Origin of the sequence: Pseudonocardia sp. Ae150A_Ps1, from assembly GCF_001932315.1 — a bacterium.
Taxonomy (GTDB): domain Bacteria; phylum Actinomycetota; class Actinomycetes; order Mycobacteriales; family Pseudonocardiaceae; genus Pseudonocardia.
This window is the reverse complement of record NZ_MCIJ01000001.1, coordinates 3,933,605-3,951,782: the sequence shown is the minus strand read 5'-3', so window position 1 is coordinate 3,951,782 and position 18,178 is coordinate 3,933,605. Positions and strand designations below refer to the sequence as shown.

Sequence of the window (18,178 nt, the reverse complement as noted above, 5' to 3'; positions counted from 1 at the left end):
CGATGACCGCCGACGAGCTGGAGGACCTGATCAGGAGGCTCGTCGCGAAGGGCGTGACGGTGCTGATGTTCACCCTCGGTCCGGCCGGGGAGGTGGTCGGCGTGACGCCGGGCGGTGACCCGGCGCCGCCGGTCGTGCAGGAGCAGGATGCCGGGCCGCGGGAACGGCCGCCGCTGGAGCTCGGGGACGGCGGCGACGTCTGCGTCGACGTGGATGCCGACACGGATACCGAGGTGGATGCCCACGCGGATACCGGCACGGACACCGACACGGACACAGTGGGACCGGGCTCCGGGCCCTCCTGCCCCGCCCCGGAGACCGGGTCCACGCCCGGCCCCGACGACCCGGCACCATCGGGTGATGGCACGACAGCAGGAGGAGACGGCGTGACCGCCGAGGGCACCACCGCCGCAGGGACCCAGGGCTGGGGACGGCCCGTCCGCACCGACGACTTCACCGGCGGCACGTCGGGCTGGAGCATCTACGACGGCCCCGGCCACGACGGGAACGGCCGTCGCACCCCCGACGCGGTGAGCGTGCAGGACGGGGTCCTCACCCTCACCGGCGGTCCCGACGGCAGCACCGCCGGGATGGCGTGGACCGAGGGCAGCCGGCGGTACGGCCGCTGGGAGGGACGGGTGAAGGCCCCGGCCTCGGACCCGTCGTACAACGCGTTGCTCCTGCTCTGGCCGACCGCGGAGAACTGGCCGGAGGGCGGTGAGCTGGACTTCATGGAGATGATGGACCCGGCCCGCCGGACGACGAACGCGTTCTTCCACTACGGCGCCGACAACTCGCAGGTCGAGGGCTCCGTGGAGATCGACGGCACGGAGTGGCACAACTGGGCGCTCGAGTGGACCCCGGAGCGGATCACCGCCTACGTCGACGGCGAGCCGTGGTTCGAGACCACCGACCCGCAGGTGCAGCCGCCGGGCCCGATGCACCTGTGCATCCAGCTCGACTGGTTCCCGAAGGGCGGCTCGGTCCGGGAGTCGACGATGCAGGTGGACTGGGTCCGCGAGTACGACCTGGACGGCGGGGCCGCCGGCTGAACCCGATCCGGTGACGCCTCTCAGCGCAGCCACAGCCACCCCCTTCTAGCGTGACGCCCGTCCCGGCGACCAGAGGAGGACGGACGTGCACCAGGAGGCTCCGGAGCGGGAGCATCGCGCTCCCGACGACCCGGAGGCACCGGGCCGCCGTCGCTGGCCGACGGCGCTCGGCGTCGTCGTGGCCGTCGCCGCTCTGGCCGGGATGATCGGGTTCGCGGCAGGCTCCGACCTGTTCGGCGGGTCGCGGACCGCACCACCGGCGCAGTCCCCGGCGCCGGCGGCACCGGCCCCCGGCGGGATGCACGACCAGCAACGCCCCGGGCAGGTCGGGGCGCTCGACCCGGCGAACCGGTCCGACGCGGAGGCCGCCGTCCGCAACGGCTGGCAGCTGACCGCGAACGACGAGTTCGACGGGACGTCCCTCGACCGCGACAAGTGGAGCCCCTACACCGGCGAGACCACCGGCGGGGTCGGCAGGCACCTGGCGGAGAACATCTCCGTGCGCGACGGCCAGCTCGTCCTGACCAGCCGCGGCCTCACCTCGGCCGGCCTGGCGTGGCGGGGCGGTCAGCAGTACGGCCGCTGGGAGATGCGGGCCAAGACCAACCCGGGAACCGGGTACGGCGACGTCGCGCTGCTGTGGCCGGACGCCGAGGACTGGCCCGAGGGCGGCGAGCTCAACTTCATGGAGATCCCGAAGGGCGACCGCTCCGAGACGCACACGATCGTCCACTACGGCGAGGACAACTCCCAGGTCGGCAAGACCGTCCGCGGGGACTTCACGCAGTGGCACAACTTCGCCGTCGAGTGGCTGCCGGACCGGGTCGTGTTCTACGTGGACGGCCAGGAGGTCTTCCGGACCACCGATCCCGAGCAGATCCCGCCGCGCCCGATGCACCTGGCGACGCAGCAGGACATCGGCCCGTACGGCGACGACTGGATCCCGGCGCTCGACGAGACCTCGCCGGAGACCCTGGACTTCCAGGTGGACTGGGTGCGGATCTACGCGCCCTGACGGACGGATCACCGGTCCCGCTCGGCGGCGGGCCCGGTGTGACTGGGGAAAGAAGGAGGCCCCGGCTCCTGTGGGAGCCGGGGCCTTCTCCTGTCCCGAACTGACGCGCCGCTCCCACCACGAAGCGACACCCAGAAGTTAGCTCAGCCTTGCCTTACTTCGCAAGCCCTGACCGTGACCTTTCTACCCCAGCAGCTCGCGCAGCGGGCCCACCCCGAAGTATCCGACGAACAGGATCGCCACGACCCACATCAGCGGGTGCACCTTCTTCGCCCGTCCGGTCGCGGCGGACAGGGCCACGTAGCTGATGAACCCGGCGCCGATGCCGTTCGCGATCGAGTACGTGAACGGCATGACGGTCACGGTGAGGAAGACCGGGATCGCGATCTGCAGGTCGTCGAGCTTGATCGAGGTGATCTGCCGGAACATCAGCGCACCCACGACCACCAGCGCCGGTGCCGCCGCCTCGACCGGCACGATCGCGTACAGCGGCGTGAAGAACATGGCGAGCAGGAACAGCACGCCGGTCAGCACGTTCGCCAGGCCGGTCCGGGCGCCCTCCGCGATCCCGGCCGCGGACTCCACGAACAGCGTGTTCGACGACGCCGACCCGGCCCCGCCGGCGACCGCGCCCGCCCCCTCGACGACCAGTGCCTTCCCGACGTTCGGGAGCTTGCCCTCGGCGTCGGTCAGCCCGGCCTGCCTGCCGAGTCCGGTCAGCGTGCCCATCGCGTCGAAGAAGTTCGCGAGCACCAGCGTGAAGATCAGCAGGACGACGGTGATGATGTCCAGCCGGGTGAAGGCGCCGAACGAGACCTGGCCGACCAGCGACAGGTCGGGCAGCCCGACGATCCGGTCCGGCAGCGCCGGCACGGCGAGCGACCAGCCGCCGGGGTTGTCCGGCCCGGACGCGCCGACCCCGGCGAACGCCTCGACGACGATCGCGATGATCGTGTTGAGCACGACGCCGATCAGGATCCCGGCCCGGACCCCCCGCGCCACCAGCACACCGACGATCACCAGGCCGACGACGAACACGAACGTCGGCCAGGACGCGATGGAGCCGTCGATCCCGAGTCCCACCGGCACGGTGGTGTTGGCGGCGTCCGGCAGCCGTCGCACGAACCCGGAGTCGACCAGCCCGATCAGCGCGATGAAGGCCCCGATGCCGACGGCGATCGCCGTCTTCAGCTCCGTGGGTACGGCGTTGAACACCGCCGTCCGGAAGCCGGTGACGGCGAGGATCACGATGATGATGCCGTCGATGACGACCAGGCCCATCGCCTCCGGCCAGGTCATCATCGGGGCGATGGTCACCGCGAGGAGGGTGTTGATCCCCAGCCCGGTGGCGATCGCGAACGGATAGTTCGCGATCACGCCGAACAGGATCGTCATGACCCCCGCGACCAGGGCCGTCACCGCGGCGACCTGGGCGACGGGCAGGATCCCGCCGAGGGCGTCGGTCTTGGCAGAGGGGTCGGTCGGGGTGATGCTGCCGAGGATCAGCGGGTTCAGGACGATGATGTAGGCCATCGCCATGAAGGTGACGAGACCCCCGCGCAGCTCCCGGGGGATCGTGGACCCGCGCTCGGACACACGGAACAGGCGCTCGATCACGGCGACACCCTAGACGCGGCGCAACGGTTCCGGCGCCCGGCCGTGCTACGTCTACGCTACGGACCCGTGACGGCACACGAGAACGGCGATCCTCCGCCCCCACCGCCGTTGCCACCGCGGTTCTACGAGTCGCCGCCGGTGCTGCTCGGCGGGATGCTGCTGTGGGCGGTCGCGACCGGCGTCGTCGTCCTGTCGTGGCTGGTGGGCGGCCCGTGGGACGCCGGCTCGTTCTGGACGTGCATCGCGGGGCTGGGGGTCGGCCTGTTCGGCGCCGCGATCTTCACCGCGCAGCGGGCGGCCGCGCGCCGCGGGGACCGTTCGGCCCAGCGGGGCATCGAACCCCGCTGAGCCGCTCCGCACCGGCCGCTCAGCCGGGGACGACGCCGGGGCGGCCGTCCTCCACCGCCCACACCGCCCGCGTCGACAGCGAGCCGCCCGGGCGCTCCACCCGGTCCATCACCCGGAACGAGCTGCGCCACTCGCCGGGGGTGAGGTCGACCCGCACGTAGCCGCGCTGGTCGTTGACGAACCGCAGGGTCGGCGTCGCCTCCTGGATCGCGCGCAGCTGCTCCCCGACGTCCTCGCCGTCGCCCTTGCTGGAGATCGAGGTGCCGACGAACTCCGACGCGACGACCGGTGAACCGGGCTCCTCGAACGAGCGCAGCAGGTCACCGGCGTAGTTCTGGTGCCGGTCCCCGGTGATGACCACGAGGTTCGGCACCCCGGCGTCGGCCGCCGCGCCGAGCACCCGGTTCCGGTCGGCGACGTAGCCGTCCCACGGGTCCGTGTTGACCTCGGTGACCGGGCCGGGCTCGCGGTCCGTGAGCCCCATCGGGGCCTGGTTGCCCAGCACCTGCCAGCGGGCCTTCGAGCGGGTGAACCCGTCGAGCAGCCACTCCCGCTGCGGGGCGCCGAGGATGGTGCGGCGCTCGTCGAACCGGTCGGCGCAGTCGGTGGTCCAGGTGTCGCCGCAGGACTGGTCGTCGCGGTACTGGCGGGTGTCGAGCATGGTGAAGTCGGCCAGCGTGCCGTAGGAGAGCCGCCGGTAGAGCCGCATGTCCGGGCCCTTCGGGAGCTGGGCGGCGCGCAGCGGCAGGTGCTCGTAGTAGGTGGCGAACGCGGCCGCCCGGCGGGCCCGGAAGACGGCGCGGTCCTGGTCCGGCTCGTCGTCGTCCTCGGAGACGTCCGCGGCCCAGTTGTTCTCGATCTCGTGGTCGTCGAAGACGGTGATCCACGGGAAGGCCGCGTGCGCGGCCTGCAGCGGCGCCTCGGACTTGTAGAGCGCCCACCGGGTCCGGTAGCTCGCCAGGTCGGTCGGCTCGGCGACGGCCGACGCGGGTGGCGTCTGCCCCCGCTTCGTCTCGTCGATCGTCGCCTCGTACAGGTAGTCGCCGAGGAACACGACGAGATCGAGGTCCTCGCGGACCATGTGCTCGTAGGCGGTGTAGTGGCCGTCGCCCCAGTTCTGGCAGGAGGCGAACGCGAACGCCAGCGACGACGGTGTGTCGCCCGGCCGCGGCGTCGTCCGGGTCCGGCCGACCGGCGAGACCGCGCCGCCGGGGCCCGCCACGCGGAACCGGTAGTGGTACACCCGGTCCGGCGCGAGCCCGCCGACCTCGGGGTGCACCGAGTGCCCGAGCTCGGGCGTGGCGAGGACCTGTCCGCGCCGCACGATCCGGGTCATCCGCTCGTCGTCGGCGACCTCCCACAGCACCGGTACCGGCCGGTCCGGCATGCCGCCCCGGCCGTCGGCGGCGAACGGCTCCGGCGCGAGCTTCGTCCACAGCACGACCGAGTCGGCGGCCGGGTCACCGGAGGCGACGCCGAGGGTGAAGGGGTCCGTGCCGCGGGTGGCCCGGGGAGCCGCGGCCGCGACGCCGGCGTCCCACGCACCGGTGCCGGCGAGCACCGCCGCTGCACCGGCACCCGCCCATCCGAGGAATCGCCTTCGCCCGATCGCAGTAACCATGACTGCGACGCTCGGTGATCGAGCTGGCGGTCACGTGTCCGACGGGTGACCGGTCCCTGATCGCCGCCGGAACGTTGCCCATGCCACGTACCCGACCGGGGCGCCCGGACACCACGGCGGGCCTAGGCTGGGTGACCATGAGTTCCCGTCCCACCGCCGTCGTCACCGGCGCCTCCTCCGGCATCGGTGCCGCCACCGCCCGCGGCCTCGCCGCCGCGGGCTTCCACGTCGTCCTCGGTGCCCGCCGGGTCGAGCGCTGCGAGGAGATCGCGAAGGAGATCGACGGCACGGCGCTGCCCCTCGACGTGACCGACGCCGGATCCGTCGCCGCCTTCGACGCCGCGGTTCCCGAGGCGAAGCTGCTGGTCAACAACGCCGGCGGGGCGAAGGGGCTGGATCCCGTCGCCGAGGCCGACGAGGACGACTGGCGCTGGATGTGGGAGACCAACGTCCTCTGGACGCTCCGGCTGACGAAGGCGTTCCTGCCGAAGTTGGAGGCCTCCGGCGACGGCCACGTCGTCACCGTCACCTCGATCGCGGCGCTCGACTTCTACGACAACGGCGCCGGCTACACCGGCGCCAAGCACGCCCAGGCGATGCTCCACCGCACGCTGCGCGGCGAGCTCCTCGGCAAGCCGATCCGGATCACCGAGATCTGCCCCGGCATGGTCGAGACCGAGTTCTCCGAGGTCCGGTTCGACGGCGACGCGGAGAAGGCGGCGAAGGTCTACCAGGGCCTGACCCCGCTGAGCGCCGACGACGTCGCCGAGACCATCACGTTCGCGGCCACCCGGCCGGCGCACGTCAACATCGACCAGATCGTGCTGAAGCCGCGCGACCAGGCGTCCGGCTCGCGGCGGTTCCGCCGGGAGTGACCGGGACCTAGAGGGTCTCCTCCGACCGGCGGCGCTGCTCGGCGTCGTCGGCCGGTTCGTCGCCGTGGACCGCGCCCGCGATCCGCTCCTCGGACTCGGTGAGGATCTCCTCGGCACCGGGTGCGGTGCCCTCCTCCTCCGGGAGCGGGTTCGCGCGGGTCGCAGCGCGGTCCGGTGGCACGTCGGGGTTCTCGGGAGCGGTCATGGGGGCGACTACCCGTTCCTAGAGGGCGGACAACCTCTGCCACCGGTCCCAGGACAGCGTCCAGTCCCACACGTCGCCGTCGCGCGGGGACAGCTGCACCGGCGTGCCGGTGACCTCGACCGGGTCACCGAACAGCACCGTGTCGTAGTACGCCTTCACGTCCGCCGCGGACAGGTTCACGCAGCCGTGCGTGATGTTGGAACTGCCCTGCGCCGACGCCGAGGCCGGGTTGGCGTGGATGAACTCGCCGTTGTTGCTCATCCGCACGGCCCACTTCTCGACGACGTCGTAGCCGTACTGGGCCGAGGTCATCCGCTTGTCGGTGAACTTCTCCGTGACGACGTGCACCCCGGAGCGGGTGTTGCGGTTCGGGTCGGCGGCCAGCCCGTAGCTGGCCGGGTAGTCGGCGACCTGCCTGCCGTCGCGGATCACGACCATGCGGAACGACCTCGCGTCGGCCTTCACGATCTGCGAGCGCCCGATGGTGAACGACGTCGACAGGTCGGCCGCGCCGTAGCTCCCGCCGCCGTAGGCCACGCCCTTGAGCGGCGCGTCGACCGACACCCTCGTCCCGGCGGGCCAGTACTCCTTCGGCCGCCAGTGCACGCGGGAGCCGCCGCCCTCGTCGGGCAGCCAGCCCCAGGCCCCCTCGACACCGGTCGACGTCGTGACCGGCAGCGCCCGCTCGACGGCGGCACGGTCGTCGACGTGCCGGTCGAACTGGATCTCGATCGGCGCGGCGACACCGACGGTGCGCCCGTCACCGATGTTGAGCGTGCCGCGCGCGGTGTGCGCGGGCTCCAGCGTCGCGACCGTGCCCTGCACCGGGGTAGCGGCCCCGTCCGGGGCCACCGCACGGCCGTGCCAGGTGTAGGTGGTCGCGAAGTCGAGCTTCCCGCTGCTCGTCCAGGTGGTGCGGTCCGGGGCGAGCCCACCCGGCACCTGCTCGCCGTCCGGCCCGGTCAGCGAGACGCCGTCGAGGGTCCCCCCGGCGGCACGCACCGAGACCGGGTCGGCCGGGTTCGCCGACGACGCCGACGACGCCGGCTGGTACGTGAGCTGCGGCCCGGTCGGCGCGGGCGCGGCGAGCGGAGCCGTTCCCCCCTGGGCCCCCGCGAGTGCCACCGCGCCCGCGACACCCGATGCGGCGATCAACGCCACCACCACGAACAACAGCCGGCGCACGGTCCCCCGCCCCAGATCGATTGCGTTCCGCAACCGACCGTACGCCTGCCGCGCCGCCCCACCGGGCGGCCTGCGTCACTCCCCGCGCCGCACCGTCCGCCGCACCACCTGCCTCGCCGAGATGCAGGCCGGCGTCGTCCGGAGATCGACGATTCGCGCTGAGCCGCATCTCGGCGGGAACGGTCCGGGCACGGACGGGCCCGGGGTCAGAGGGTGCAGCCCACCAGCACCGGCTCGGGGCGCAGGTCCACACCGAACCGGCCGGTGACGCCGTCGCGGACCTCACGGGCCAGTGCGAGCAGGTCGTCGGTGCTCCCGCCGCCGCGGTGGGTGAGGGCGAGCACGTGCCGGGTGGACAGCGACACCCGTCCGCCGGGGCCGGCGTGCCCGCGGGTGAAGCCGGCGTTCTGGATCAGCCCGGCGGCCGACAACTTCACCCGGCCCTCCCCCGCCGGCCAGGCGGCGAGGCCCTCGACCTGCGGCGCGTCGGCGACGGGCAGGATCGGGTTCGTGAAGAACGAGCCCGCGGACCAGGTGTCGTGGTCCTCGGCGTCGAGCACCATGCCCTTGCCGCGGCGCAGGGCCAGCACGGCGTCCCGGGCGGCGGACGGATCGACCCGGGTCTCCGGCTCGACGCCGAGGGTGCGGGCGAGCTCGGCGTAGCGGATCGGGGCGGACCGGCCGTCGCCGCGCAGGGCGAACCGCACCCGCAGGACGACGGCGTCGTCGTTCCCCTTGAGCACGCTCGTGCGGTAGGCGAGCCCCAGGTCCGACGCCGGCACCCGGGTCCGGACGGTGCGGGTCCGGCGGTCGTAGAGATCGACGTCGACGAGCAGGTCGGCGACCTCGACGCCGTAGGCACCGACGTTCTGCACCGGGGTCGCGCCGGTGCGCCCGGGAATGCCGGATAGGCACTCCAGCCCGCCGAGCCCCTCCGCGACGGTGGCCGCGACGACGTCGTCCCAGTCTTCGCCCGCCTCCACGGTCGCGACGACCGTGTCGCCGGCACGCTCGAAGGCCACGCCCCGGCCGGCGAGCAGGACGGCGGTGCCGTCGAACCCGGCGTCGGCGACGACCAGGTTGGAGCCCCCGCCGACGAGCAGCACCCGCTCACCGGCCGCGTCGGCGGCACCGACGGCCGCCACGACGTCGTCGGCCCCCTCGGCGCGGACGATCCGGGCGGCCGGGCCGCCGAGGCGCAGCGTGGTGTGCGCGCTCAGCCGCGGGTCGGTCGTGGTCGTTCCCGGGAAACTCACGGGTGAACGGTAACCTGCGCGCATGCCGCGCTCCCTCGACTACCGCGCCACCTCCGCGCACCCCGCAGAGAAGGTGTACGCGGCCATGGTGGACCGCGACCTGCTCGACGAGCAGCTCCGGCACCTGGGCGGCCCGGGCGCCGCCGTCACCGACTACGAGGCGACCGCCGACGGTGTCCGGTACACGCTGCGGCACGGGATCCCGTCCGAGCACCTGCCCACGGTCGTCACGTCGCTCGTCCCCGGCGGGGACCTGAAGATCGACCGCACCGAGCAGTGGAAGGCCGGCGGCGCCGGGGTCTACGACGGCACCGGCTCGGTCAAGGTCGTCGGTACGCCGGCGACGGCGCGGTCGGTCATGCGGATCGCCGACGTCGACGGCGGCAGCGAGATCCGGATCCGCGCCGAGGTGACGGTGAAGGTGCCGATCGTCGGGTCCCGGATCGAGGAGGCCGTCGCCGGCCAGATCGAGCAGCTGCTGGCCGCCGAGACGGAGTTCACGCTGGCGCGGGTCTCGTGAACCGCCGGTACGTCATCACCCTGTCCTGTCCGGACCGGACCGGGATCGTCGCGCGGATCTCCGCGTTCCTCGCCGACCTAGGCGCGTCGATCACCGAGGCCGCGTACCACGCCGACGTCGACGCCGGGGTGTTCTGCACCCGTCAGGTCGTGGACGCCGCCTCCGTCCCGTGCGACGTCGACGAGCTCCGCTCGCTGTTCGCTCCGGTGGCCGCCGAGCTCGGCGGCGAGCACCGGATCTCCGACACGGGCGTCCGCAAGCGCGCCGTGCTGCTGGTGACGAAGGACCAGCACTGCCTGCACGACCTGCTCGGACGCGTCTGGGCCGGTGAGCTGCCGGTCGAGATCACCCGGGTGATCGGCAACCACGAGGCGCTGGGCGAGATCGTCAGCGCGCACGGGGTGCCGTTCCACCACGTGCCGTTCCCGGAGCCCGGCGACCGGTTCCGCGAGCAGGGCAAGGTGACCGCCTTCGAGGAGGTCCGCAAGCTCGTCGACGCGGACTCCCCCGACGCGATCGTCCTGGCCCGGTTCATGCAGATCCTGCCCGCGCACCTGTGCGAGGCCTGGGCCGGACGGGCGATCAACATCCACCACAGCTTCCTGCCCTCGTTCGCGGGGGCGCGGCCGTACCACCAGGCGCACCGGCGCGGGGTGAAGCTGATCGGCGCGACCTGCCACTACGCCACCGCCGACCTCGACGCCGGCCCGATCATCGAGCAGGACGTCATCCGCGTCGACCACGGCGACACCGCCGCCGACATGGTCCGGCGGGGCCGCGACATCGAGCGCCTCGTCCTGGCCCGGGGCCTGCGCTGGCACCTGGAGGACCGGGTGCTGATCCAGGGCAACCGCACGATCGTCTTCCACTGAGCCCCCGCGTGCGTTCGCCCCGCCCGCTCGTCGAGATGCAGCTCAGCGTCGTCCGGTGATCGACGATCCGCGCTGACCCGCATCTCGGCGGGGGTGGTCCGGGGACGGACGGTCCGCGCCGGGGGTCGTGTTCCGGGAGCGCACGTTCGCGATCGGGATCGCGTGACCGCGAACGGGTCCGGTCCTCCGACGGTCCCGGGATCCTCGGGCCATGTCGGTCCCCGGATGGCCCGAGGTGTTCCGTGGGACGGCCGCGGTCGCCGCCGGGCTCGTCACCCCCGGACGGCTCCGGGGCCCGTCGTTCGAGCGGCTCCTGCCCGACACCTACGCCCCCGCCGCCGGGGAGTCCCCGGACCTGCGCCTGCGCTCGCTGGCCGCGTCCCTGTGGGCGGGGGACGGCGCCGTCCTCTGCGGGTACTCGGCGGCGGAGCTGCAGGGACGCTCGTGTGCTCCGCTCGGCGAACCCGCCGAGGTCGTGGTGCCCGCGACCTGCTCCGGTCCCCGCTCCCGCCGGGAGGTGCGCGTGCGGCGCGACGTGCTCCACCCGCGCGAGATCATCGAGATCGCCGGTGTCCACGTCACGACTCCCATGCGCACCGCGTTCGACCTCGCCCGCCGGTTGCCGCCGGTCGAGGGGATCGTCGCGATCGACGCGCTCGCCCGCGGCACGTTCGCCCCGGACCTGCTGCTGACGTACGCCGCCCGGTACGTCGGCCTGCGCGGGGTGCGAGCGGTGATCGACGCCCTGACCTGGGCCGACGCCCGCAGCGGTTCCCCACCGGAGACCCGGCTCCGGCTGATCCTGGTGCGGAGCGACCTGCCGCGTCCGGTGCCGCAGCACCCGGTCGTCGACGAGCGCAGGCGCGTCCTGTGGCTCGACCTCGCCTATCCGGAGCACCGGCTCGGCGTCGAGTACAACGGCGGCGACCACTTCGCGCCCCCGCAGGCCGCCCGTGCCGACGCCCAGCGGCACACCCGGCTCGCCGCCGCCGGATGGCGGGTGCTCCGCTACACCGCAGCCGAGATGCGTCGCGAACCGCAGCGGATCGTCACCGAGGTGCGACGAGCGCTCGGGAACTCCCGCCGAGATGCAGCTCAGCGTCGTCCGGTGATCGACGATCCGCGCTGATCCGCATCTCGGCGGGGGTGGGCCGAGCACGGACGGTCCGGCGCGGCGGCGCGGTGCGGCACAGCGCCGGGCGGCGCGGCGACGCGGCACGGCACAGCGCCGGGCGGCGCGGCACGCGGCCCGCGGCACGCGCGGCGGGGCTGGCACGCACGACCGGGCCCGGCACGCGCGACGGCGCCCGCCCCGCGGTGTGCGGAACGGGCGCCGGATCGAGCGGTGGTCAGGCCGCGTGCTGCTGCGCGTCCACCGGCTCCAGGGCGATCTCCAGGACCTCGGCGACGTCGGCCACCGGGTGCACCCGCAGCTCGTTCCGGACCGACTCCGGGACGTCGTCCAGGTCGGGCTCGTTGCGCTTCGGGATGATCACGTCGGTCAGCCCGGCCCGGTGTGCGGCGAGCAACTTCTGCTTCACCCCACCGATCGGCAGCACCTTGCCCTGCAGCGTCACCTCGCCGGTCATGCCCACGCTGGAACGCACCGGGCGTCCGGACGCGAGGGAGGCCAGCGCCGTCGTCATCGTGACGCCGGCGGACGGGCCGTCCTTCGGGACCGCGCCGGCCGGGACGTGGACGTGGAGCTTCCCCTGGGCCAGGTCACCGGCCAGTCCGCGCGAGCGCAGGTAGGACAGGGCGATCGAGACCGACTCGGTCATCACCTCGCCCAGCTGCCCGGTGATCTGCAGGCCCGGCTCGCCCTCCATCGAGGTGACCTCGATGAACAGCACGTCCCCACCGGCCCCGGTCACCGCCAGGCCGGTGGCGACCCCCGGCACGGACGTCCGCTCGGCCGACTCCGGCGTGAACCGCGGACGGCCGAGGTAGGTGACGAGCGCGTCGGCGTCGACGTGCACCGGGCGCACGGTCTCCGAGCCGTCCGAGGCGTCGAGCTGCACCGCGACCTTCCGCAGGACCTTCGCGAGGCCCCGCTCCAGCTGGCGCACCCCGGCCTCCCGGGTGTACTCGGCGGCGATCATCGACAGCGCGACGTCGGTGAACTCGACGTCGCCGTCGTCCAGCCCGGCCTTCTCGACCTGCCGCGGGAGCAGGTGGTCACGGGCGATCGCGACCTTCTCCGGCTCGGTGTAGCCGTCGAGCGTCACGATCTCCATCCGGTCCGCGAGCGGCCCGGGGATCCCGGACGGGTCGTTCGCCGTGGCCAGGAACAGCACGTTCGACAGGTCGAGATCGACCTCGAGGTAGTGGTCGCGGAACGTGTGGTTCTGCGCCGGGTCGAGGACCTCCAGCAGTGCCGCGGTCGGGTCGCCGCGGAAGTCCGAACCGACCTTGTCGATCTCGTCGAGCAGCACGACCGGGTTCATCGACCCGGCCTCGCGGATCGCGCGGACGATCCGGCCGGGCAGCGCGCCGACGTAGGTGCGCCGGTGGCCGCGGATCTCCGCCTCGTCCCGGACACCGCCGAGTGCCACCCGGACGAACTTCCGGCCCAGCGACCGCGCGACCGACTCGCCCAGCGACGTCTTGCCGACACCGGGCGGGCCGACCAGCGACAGCACCGCGCCGGAGCCGCGGCCGCCGATCGTGTCGGTCCCCCGCCGGTTGCGCCGGGCCCGGACGGCCAGGAACTCGATCAGCCGCTCCTTGACGTCGTCGAGGCCGGCGTGGTCGGTGTCCAGGATCCGGCGGGCCTCGACGAGGTCCGCCGAGTCCTCGGTGGTGTCGTTCCACGGGATGTCGAGCACGGTGTCGAGCCAGGTCCGGATCCACCCGGACTCCGGGCTCTGGTCCGAGGCCCGCTCCAGCTTCCCGACCTCGGCCAGTGCCGCCTTGCGGACGTGCTCGGGCAGGTCCGCCGCCTCGACCCGGGCTCGATAGTCGGCCTCGCCGTCGGGGTCGTCCTCGCCGAGCTCCTTGCGGATCGCGGCGAGCTGCTGGCGCAGCAGGAACTCACGCTGCTGCTGCTCCATGCCCTCGCGGACGTCGTTCGAGATCTTCTCCGAGACCTCCTGCTCGGCGACGTGCGCCTTCGTCCACTCCAGCAGCTTCTCCAGCCGGGCGGTCACGTCGGTCTCGGCGAGCAGCTCGGCCTTGTGCGCGACGTCCAACCAGGACGCCCAGCCGGCCAGGTCGGCGAGCTGCCCGGGATCGGAGGTCTGCTGCACCGAGTCGATGACCTGCCAGGCGCCCCGCTGCTGCAGGATGCCGACGACCAGCGCCTTGTACTCGGTGGCGAGCTCGTGGGTGCGTCCGGTCGGCCCGGCCGAGTCGACGGGCTCGGCCTCCACCCACAGGGCGGCACCGGGTCCGGAGACCCCGCTGCCGATGCGGGCGCGGCGCTCACCGCGCACCACCGCGGCCCGGTCGCCGTTCGGCAGCCGGCCGATCTGTTCCAGGACGGCGACCACACTGATCGCGCCGTACCGCCCGTCCAGGCGGGGGACGACGAGGACCCGTCTGCCGTCGTCGTCCCCGTCCCCGGCCGCCGTCGCGGCGTCGATGGCGGCACGGGTGTCGGGCGCGTCCAGGCGGACCGGGACCACCATCCCGGGCAGGACCACGGTGTCATCGAGGGGCAGGACCGGGAGCGTCAGCACGTCACTCATGTCCGCTCCAACAGCGGTGAGCCGGAACTGCTTCCGAAAGTTGAGCGGTGTCCGCTCAGGGCGAACACCGGGCTCAGCGCGCGAGGTCCTCCACGACCGTGGCGTTCGGCAGCGACGCCAGGAGATCGCCGGGGACGGCGAGCTTCCCGCCCCGGATCCCGCTGCCGACGACGACCGCGTCCGCCCCGGCGACGCCCGGCGCGATCCACAACGGCCAGTCGGCGGGGAGCCCGATCGGCGTGATCCCGCCGTAGGCCATCCCGGTCAGGGTGACGGCGTCGTCCATCGGCGCGAACGAGACCTTGCGGACGTCGAGCCGCTTCTTCACGACGCCGTTGACGTCCACCCTCGTGGTGGCGAGGGCGAGGCAGGCCGCGTACCGGACCTCGCCCGCGCGCCTGCCCGCGACGACGACGCAGTTCGCCGCGCGGTCGAGCGGCGACCCGTAGGCCGCGCAGAACGCGGCGGTGTCGGCGAGCTCGGGGTCGATCTCGGCGACACCGATCCGGTCGGCGTCGAGATCCTTCAGGGCGCGTGCGACCGGGTCCGCCAGGAGGTCGGGACGCCCGGTCGCGGGGACGGCGTCCAACGTCCCGAGGACCGGCCAGGTCACCAGCGGGGACCGCCGCCCTGGACCTCCATCACCGCCGGCTTCACGTCGACGATGTAGACGAGCACCGCCACCATCGCGGCCAGCCAGAACATGGCCCCGCCGTACATCGGGCCGCCGGTGATGATCAGCAGGAGCAACCCGACGCCGGTGATGCCGAGCCAGGCGTTCTTGGTGAGCTTCCCGGCGGCGTTGAAGGCGTCCGCGCGCTGGCGCAGGGCGTGCAGGAACGCGTAGCCACCCAGCGGGAGCGCGAGGATCTTGATCCCGAAGACGATCCACTGATCGAGCGAGTACAGCAGTTCCACGGGCTCAGCGTACGGGCAGAGCGACCTTCGGTCACGCGGACTCCCGGCGATACGGACGGAAGCCGTGAACCACCTCGGGGAGACGACGAACGCCCCCGACGGCTCCGGGCCGTCGGGGGCGTTCGCGAGAAGATCACCGGGCGGTCCGCCCGGCCGGGCTCACTTCTTGGCGGTCGTGCTGGTGGTGCGGCGGGTAGCCGGCTTGCGGGCCGGAGTGCTCTTCGCACCGGTGGAGGTCTTCGGGTCGGTCTTCGCCGCGGTCTTGCGGGCGGTGGAGCGCGTGGTGGACGCGACCTCGTCCCCGGCCTCGGTGATGGCCTCGGCGGCGTCCTTCGACACCTCGGTCACGGCCTCGGCGGCCTCGCCGGCCGCGGTCTGGGTACGGCGCGCGACCTTCTCGCCGACCGAGCGGGTCTGGGTGGTGACCGTGTCGAGCGCCTTGGCCGCGGCGTCGTGGGTCTCGTCCACGAAGCCGTCGACGCGGGCGTCGAACTTCTCGGTCAGGTCCTCGACCGTGTCGATCGCGTTCTTGACCTGCGGCTGCTTGCGCAGCTTGCCCCAGGCCTTCTCGCCACGCTGGGCGAAGCCGACGTAGACGCCCTCGACCTCGGAGCGGAACTCCTCGACCTGCTTGCGCAGGCTGTCGGAGGACAGCTTGCCGCGCAGCTCCTTGAGCTCCTCCGGGAACTCCTGGACGCGGGTCTGCACCTCCTCCGCGCGCTGGGTCGCGGTGGTGCGGACGTCGGTGACCGCCTTGGACACGGTCGTGTAGGCGTAGTCGCCGACGCCGATGACGGCCATCAGCGGCGTGCGGGCGACCTCGGCCTGCTCGGCGGTCTGCTCACGCAGCTTCTTCACGTCGGCACTGGTCGGGAGGTTCACGGCCATGGTGATCACTTCCTCGTCTCGATGGAGTGGGGGGTGTCGTCGGGGAGGCCGTTCTCCCTGCGGAACGACTCGTACACGTCGAGCAGCACGCGTTTCTGCCGCTCGCTGAGGGTCGGATCGGTGAGCACCGCGTCGGTCACCTTGCCGGCGGGGCGCTCCTCGAGGATCCCGGCGCGGACGTACAGCGCCTCGGCCGAGATCCGCAGCCCTTTCGCGATCTGCTGCAGGATCTCCGCGGACGGCTTGCGGAGTCCGCGCTCGACCTGGCTCAGGTAGGGGTTGCTCACCCCCGCCGAGCGGGCCAGCTGACGCATGGAGACCTGTGCGGCCTCCCGCTGGGACCGGATGTAGGACCCGATGTCCTCCACCGCGTGCCCGACGGCCTGCTGGGCCTGCCCGACGACCTGGCCGACGTGCTCGACGGCGGCCTGGCCTACTCGATCGGCGGGCTCGACGGTCTTCCGGTCACCGCTGCCGGGCTTCGGCTGGGTGGCCATCCGTCTCGCCTCCGGTTCGATCCGTTCCTCACTGACGGAACCGACCGTACGCCCGGGTGCTAACTCTTGCAAGCACCGTGCTAGCGCAGGTGACGTGGCCTGCGCCACGTTCGTGACAGGGGGATGGCGATGGCGTGACGCCGCAGTGAGACGGCCGCGTCAGCCGATGACCAGCTCCCCGACGGCGTGGATCACCAGGCCCGCCAGCGCCCCCACGACGGTGCCGTTGATCCGGATCCACTGCAGGTCCCGGCCGACCTGCAGCTCGATCTTGCGGGAGGTCTCCTCGGCGTCCCAGCGGGCCACCGTGTCGGTGATCAGCGTGGTGATCTGGTGCCGGTAGTGCCGCACGACGTAGCACGCGGCGTCGGCCATCCAGCCGTCCAGCTTGGCGGCGAGCTCGCGGTCCCGGCCGAGCCGACGGCCGAAGGCCATGAGCCCGTCACGCACGCGCAGCCGCAGCTCGTTGGACGGGTCGTCGGCGGCGTCGAGCACCATGCCCTTGACGACCGTCCAGGCCCGGCCGATGAAGTGCTGCACCTCCGGGTGCTCGACGACCTGGCGCTTGACCTGCTCGGCGCGGTCCATCGTCGTCGCGTCGTGCTGGAGGTCCTGGGCGAACTCGGCGAGGTAGCGGTCGACCGCGTGGCGCAGCGGGTGCTGCGGATCGGTCTTGACCGCCCAGGCGTAACCGCGGATCTCGGCGAAGAGCTTGTCGGCGACCATGTCGTCGACGAACCGCGGTGTCCACGACGGCGCCCGGTCGTGCACCACCCGCAGCACCATGTCCTGGTTGTCGGCGACCCAGTCGTAGGCGCGGTCGCAGACGAGGTCGACCAGTCGCCGGTGCGCGCCGTCGGCCAGGACCCCCTCCAGGGCCTTGCCCATGGGCGGGCCGACGGGGATCTCGAGCAGCTTCCGGACGGCGACGGTCTCGATGACGTTCTGCACGTCCTCGTCGCGCAGCACCATGACGAGGGCGCGCGCCGCGGTGACGAGCTCGGTGGTGACGCGGTCGGCGTTGGCCTGCTGCCCGATCCAGCGCCCGACCTGCTCGCTGACCCCGACCGACTCCAGCTTCTCGCGGACCACGGCCTCGGACAGGAAGTTCTCGCCGACGAAGTCGCCGAGGCTGTCGCCGATCGTGTCCTTCTTGCGCGGGATGATCGCGGTGTGCGGGATCGGCAGCCGCAAGGGGTGCCGGAACAGCGCGGTGACGGCGAACCAGTCGGCGAGCGCGCCCACCATGCCCGCCTCGGCGCTCGCCCGCAGGTAGGACGCCCAGGCCAGCCCCTGGACCACCTCCAGGTACTTGGCGAGGAAGAAGACGATCGTCGCCCCGACGAGGAACCCGGTCGCGACCATCTTCATGCGGCGCAGGTCGCGACGCTTCTGCTCGTCGCCGGGGCCGAAGCCACCGAGCGGGGTCGAGGGGATCGAACCGACGGTCCGGTCCCGCGGCGGGATCGGTGCCGGGCGCTCCGGCGCGCGGGAGGTCTGCACGACTCCATAGTGCCGCGCGACTCCGACAGCGGCCGCCGGGGTGGGCCGGGGAGGACTCCGGGTGATCCCGGACGACGATCCGGCCGGGCCCGGGAATCATCCCTCCGGGCCCGGCCG

Annotated in this window: 18 protein-coding genes; 7 read left to right on the top strand and 11 right to left on the bottom strand. The window is 72.9% G+C overall.

Annotated features, from left to right (window positions below):
* Window positions 1–2: 2 nt before the first annotated feature.
* A complete protein-coding gene (locus tag Ae150APs1_RS30550; RefSeq protein WP_083680222.1) occupies window positions 3–1,052 on the top strand; it encodes a glycoside hydrolase family 16 protein in 1,050 nt (349 codons plus the stop codon).
* Between the two features lie 85 nt (window positions 1,053–1,137).
* A complete protein-coding gene (locus Ae150APs1_RS18485; protein ID WP_075299236.1) occupies window positions 1,138–2,067 on the top strand; it encodes a glycoside hydrolase family 16 protein in 930 nt (309 codons plus the stop codon).
* 183 nt (window positions 2,068–2,250) lie between these two features.
* Here Ae150APs1_RS18485 and Ae150APs1_RS18480 read toward each other — a convergent pair whose 3' ends face one another.
* A complete protein-coding gene (locus tag Ae150APs1_RS18480) occupies window positions 2,251–3,684 on the bottom strand; it encodes an NCS2 family permease (protein ID WP_075299234.1) in 1,434 nt (477 codons plus the stop codon).
* Window positions 3,685–3,750: 66 nt separating this feature from the next.
* Here Ae150APs1_RS18480 and Ae150APs1_RS18475 point away from each other — a divergent pair, with 66 nt between their 5' ends.
* Complete coding sequence (locus Ae150APs1_RS18475) at window positions 3,751–4,032, top strand: DUF2530 domain-containing protein (protein WP_010228389.1); 282 nt, start codon at window positions 3,751–3,753, stop codon at window positions 4,030–4,032.
* A 19-nt stretch (window positions 4,033–4,051) separates the two neighbouring features.
* Here Ae150APs1_RS18475 and Ae150APs1_RS18470 read toward each other — a convergent pair whose 3' ends face one another.
* On the bottom strand, window positions 4,052–5,653 hold the full coding sequence (locus tag Ae150APs1_RS18470; protein WP_060633604.1) for an alkaline phosphatase D family protein: 1,602 nt from the start codon (window positions 5,651–5,653) through the stop codon (window positions 4,052–4,054).
* A 137-nt stretch (window positions 5,654–5,790) separates the two neighbouring features.
* Here Ae150APs1_RS18470 and Ae150APs1_RS18465 point away from each other — a divergent pair, with 137 nt between their 5' ends.
* On the top strand, window positions 5,791–6,528 hold the full coding sequence (locus tag Ae150APs1_RS18465) for an SDR family NAD(P)-dependent oxidoreductase (RefSeq protein WP_075299232.1): 738 nt from the start codon (window positions 5,791–5,793) through the stop codon (window positions 6,526–6,528).
* Between the two features lie 7 nt (window positions 6,529–6,535).
* Here Ae150APs1_RS18465 and Ae150APs1_RS18460 read toward each other — a convergent pair whose 3' ends face one another.
* The 3 genes from Ae150APs1_RS18460 to Ae150APs1_RS18450 form a co-directional block, all read right to left on the bottom strand.
* A complete protein-coding gene (locus Ae150APs1_RS18460) occupies window positions 6,536–6,733 on the bottom strand; it encodes a hypothetical protein (RefSeq protein ID WP_010228396.1) in 198 nt (65 codons plus the stop codon).
* Between the two features lie 18 nt (window positions 6,734–6,751).
* Window positions 6,752–7,918, bottom strand: coding sequence for an Ig-like domain-containing protein (locus Ae150APs1_RS18455; protein WP_083680221.1), 1,167 nt, complete (start codon window positions 7,916–7,918; stop codon window positions 6,752–6,754).
* A gap of 206 nt (window positions 7,919–8,124) precedes the next feature.
* The gene (locus Ae150APs1_RS18450; RefSeq protein ID WP_075299228.1) at window positions 8,125–9,174 is read right to left on the bottom strand and encodes a UDP-N-acetylmuramate dehydrogenase; all 1,050 of its coding nucleotides are present in this window, start codon (window positions 9,172–9,174) and stop codon (window positions 8,125–8,127) included.
* A gap of 22 nt (window positions 9,175–9,196) precedes the next feature.
* Here Ae150APs1_RS18450 and Ae150APs1_RS18445 point away from each other — a divergent pair, with 22 nt between their 5' ends.
* From Ae150APs1_RS18445 to Ae150APs1_RS18435, 3 genes are all read left to right on the top strand, one after another.
* On the top strand, window positions 9,197–9,694 hold the full coding sequence (locus tag Ae150APs1_RS18445) for a DUF2505 domain-containing protein (protein ID WP_010228403.1): 498 nt from the start codon (window positions 9,197–9,199) through the stop codon (window positions 9,692–9,694).
* Complete coding sequence (purU, locus tag Ae150APs1_RS18440) at window positions 9,691–10,566, top strand: formyltetrahydrofolate deformylase (RefSeq protein WP_060574113.1); 876 nt, start codon at window positions 9,691–9,693, stop codon at window positions 10,564–10,566. Before Ae150APs1_RS18445 ends, purU begins: the two co-directional genes overlap by 4 nt.
* A gap of 211 nt (window positions 10,567–10,777) precedes the next feature.
* Window positions 10,778–11,695: a DUF559 domain-containing protein gene (locus tag Ae150APs1_RS18435; RefSeq protein ID WP_075299226.1), complete on the top strand. Its 918-nt coding sequence runs from the start codon at window positions 10,778–10,780 to the stop codon at window positions 11,693–11,695.
* A 220-nt stretch (window positions 11,696–11,915) separates the two neighbouring features.
* Here Ae150APs1_RS18435 and lon read toward each other — a convergent pair whose 3' ends face one another.
* The 6 genes from lon to Ae150APs1_RS18405 form a co-directional block, all read right to left on the bottom strand.
* Window positions 11,916–14,255 carry an endopeptidase La gene (gene lon, locus Ae150APs1_RS18430; protein ID WP_212567228.1) on the bottom strand — a complete coding sequence of 780 codons (2,340 nt, stop codon included), beginning with the start codon at window positions 14,253–14,255 and terminating at the stop codon, window positions 11,916–11,918.
* 73 nt (window positions 14,256–14,328) lie between these two features.
* Entirely contained in the window at window positions 14,329–14,871 is a 543-nt protein-coding gene (locus Ae150APs1_RS18425; RefSeq protein WP_060576337.1) for a YbaK/EbsC family protein, read from the bottom strand.
* Complete coding sequence (locus Ae150APs1_RS18420) at window positions 14,865–15,173, bottom strand: DUF2516 family protein (RefSeq protein WP_010224859.1); 309 nt, start codon at window positions 15,171–15,173, stop codon at window positions 14,865–14,867. The genes Ae150APs1_RS18425 and Ae150APs1_RS18420 overlap by 7 nt, the downstream gene beginning before the upstream one ends.
* Before the next feature lie 159 nt (window positions 15,174–15,332).
* Window positions 15,333–16,061: a hypothetical protein gene (locus tag Ae150APs1_RS18415; protein ID WP_033198738.1), complete on the bottom strand. Its 729-nt coding sequence runs from the start codon at window positions 16,059–16,061 to the stop codon at window positions 15,333–15,335.
* 5 nt (window positions 16,062–16,066) lie between these two features.
* A complete protein-coding gene (locus tag Ae150APs1_RS18410; RefSeq protein WP_075299222.1) occupies window positions 16,067–16,558 on the bottom strand; it encodes a helix-turn-helix transcriptional regulator in 492 nt (163 codons plus the stop codon).
* A gap of 159 nt (window positions 16,559–16,717) precedes the next feature.
* Complete coding sequence (locus Ae150APs1_RS18405) at window positions 16,718–17,929, bottom strand: DUF445 domain-containing protein (RefSeq protein ID WP_082399559.1); 1,212 nt, start codon at window positions 17,927–17,929, stop codon at window positions 16,718–16,720.
* Window positions 17,930–18,178 lie beyond the last annotated feature (249 nt).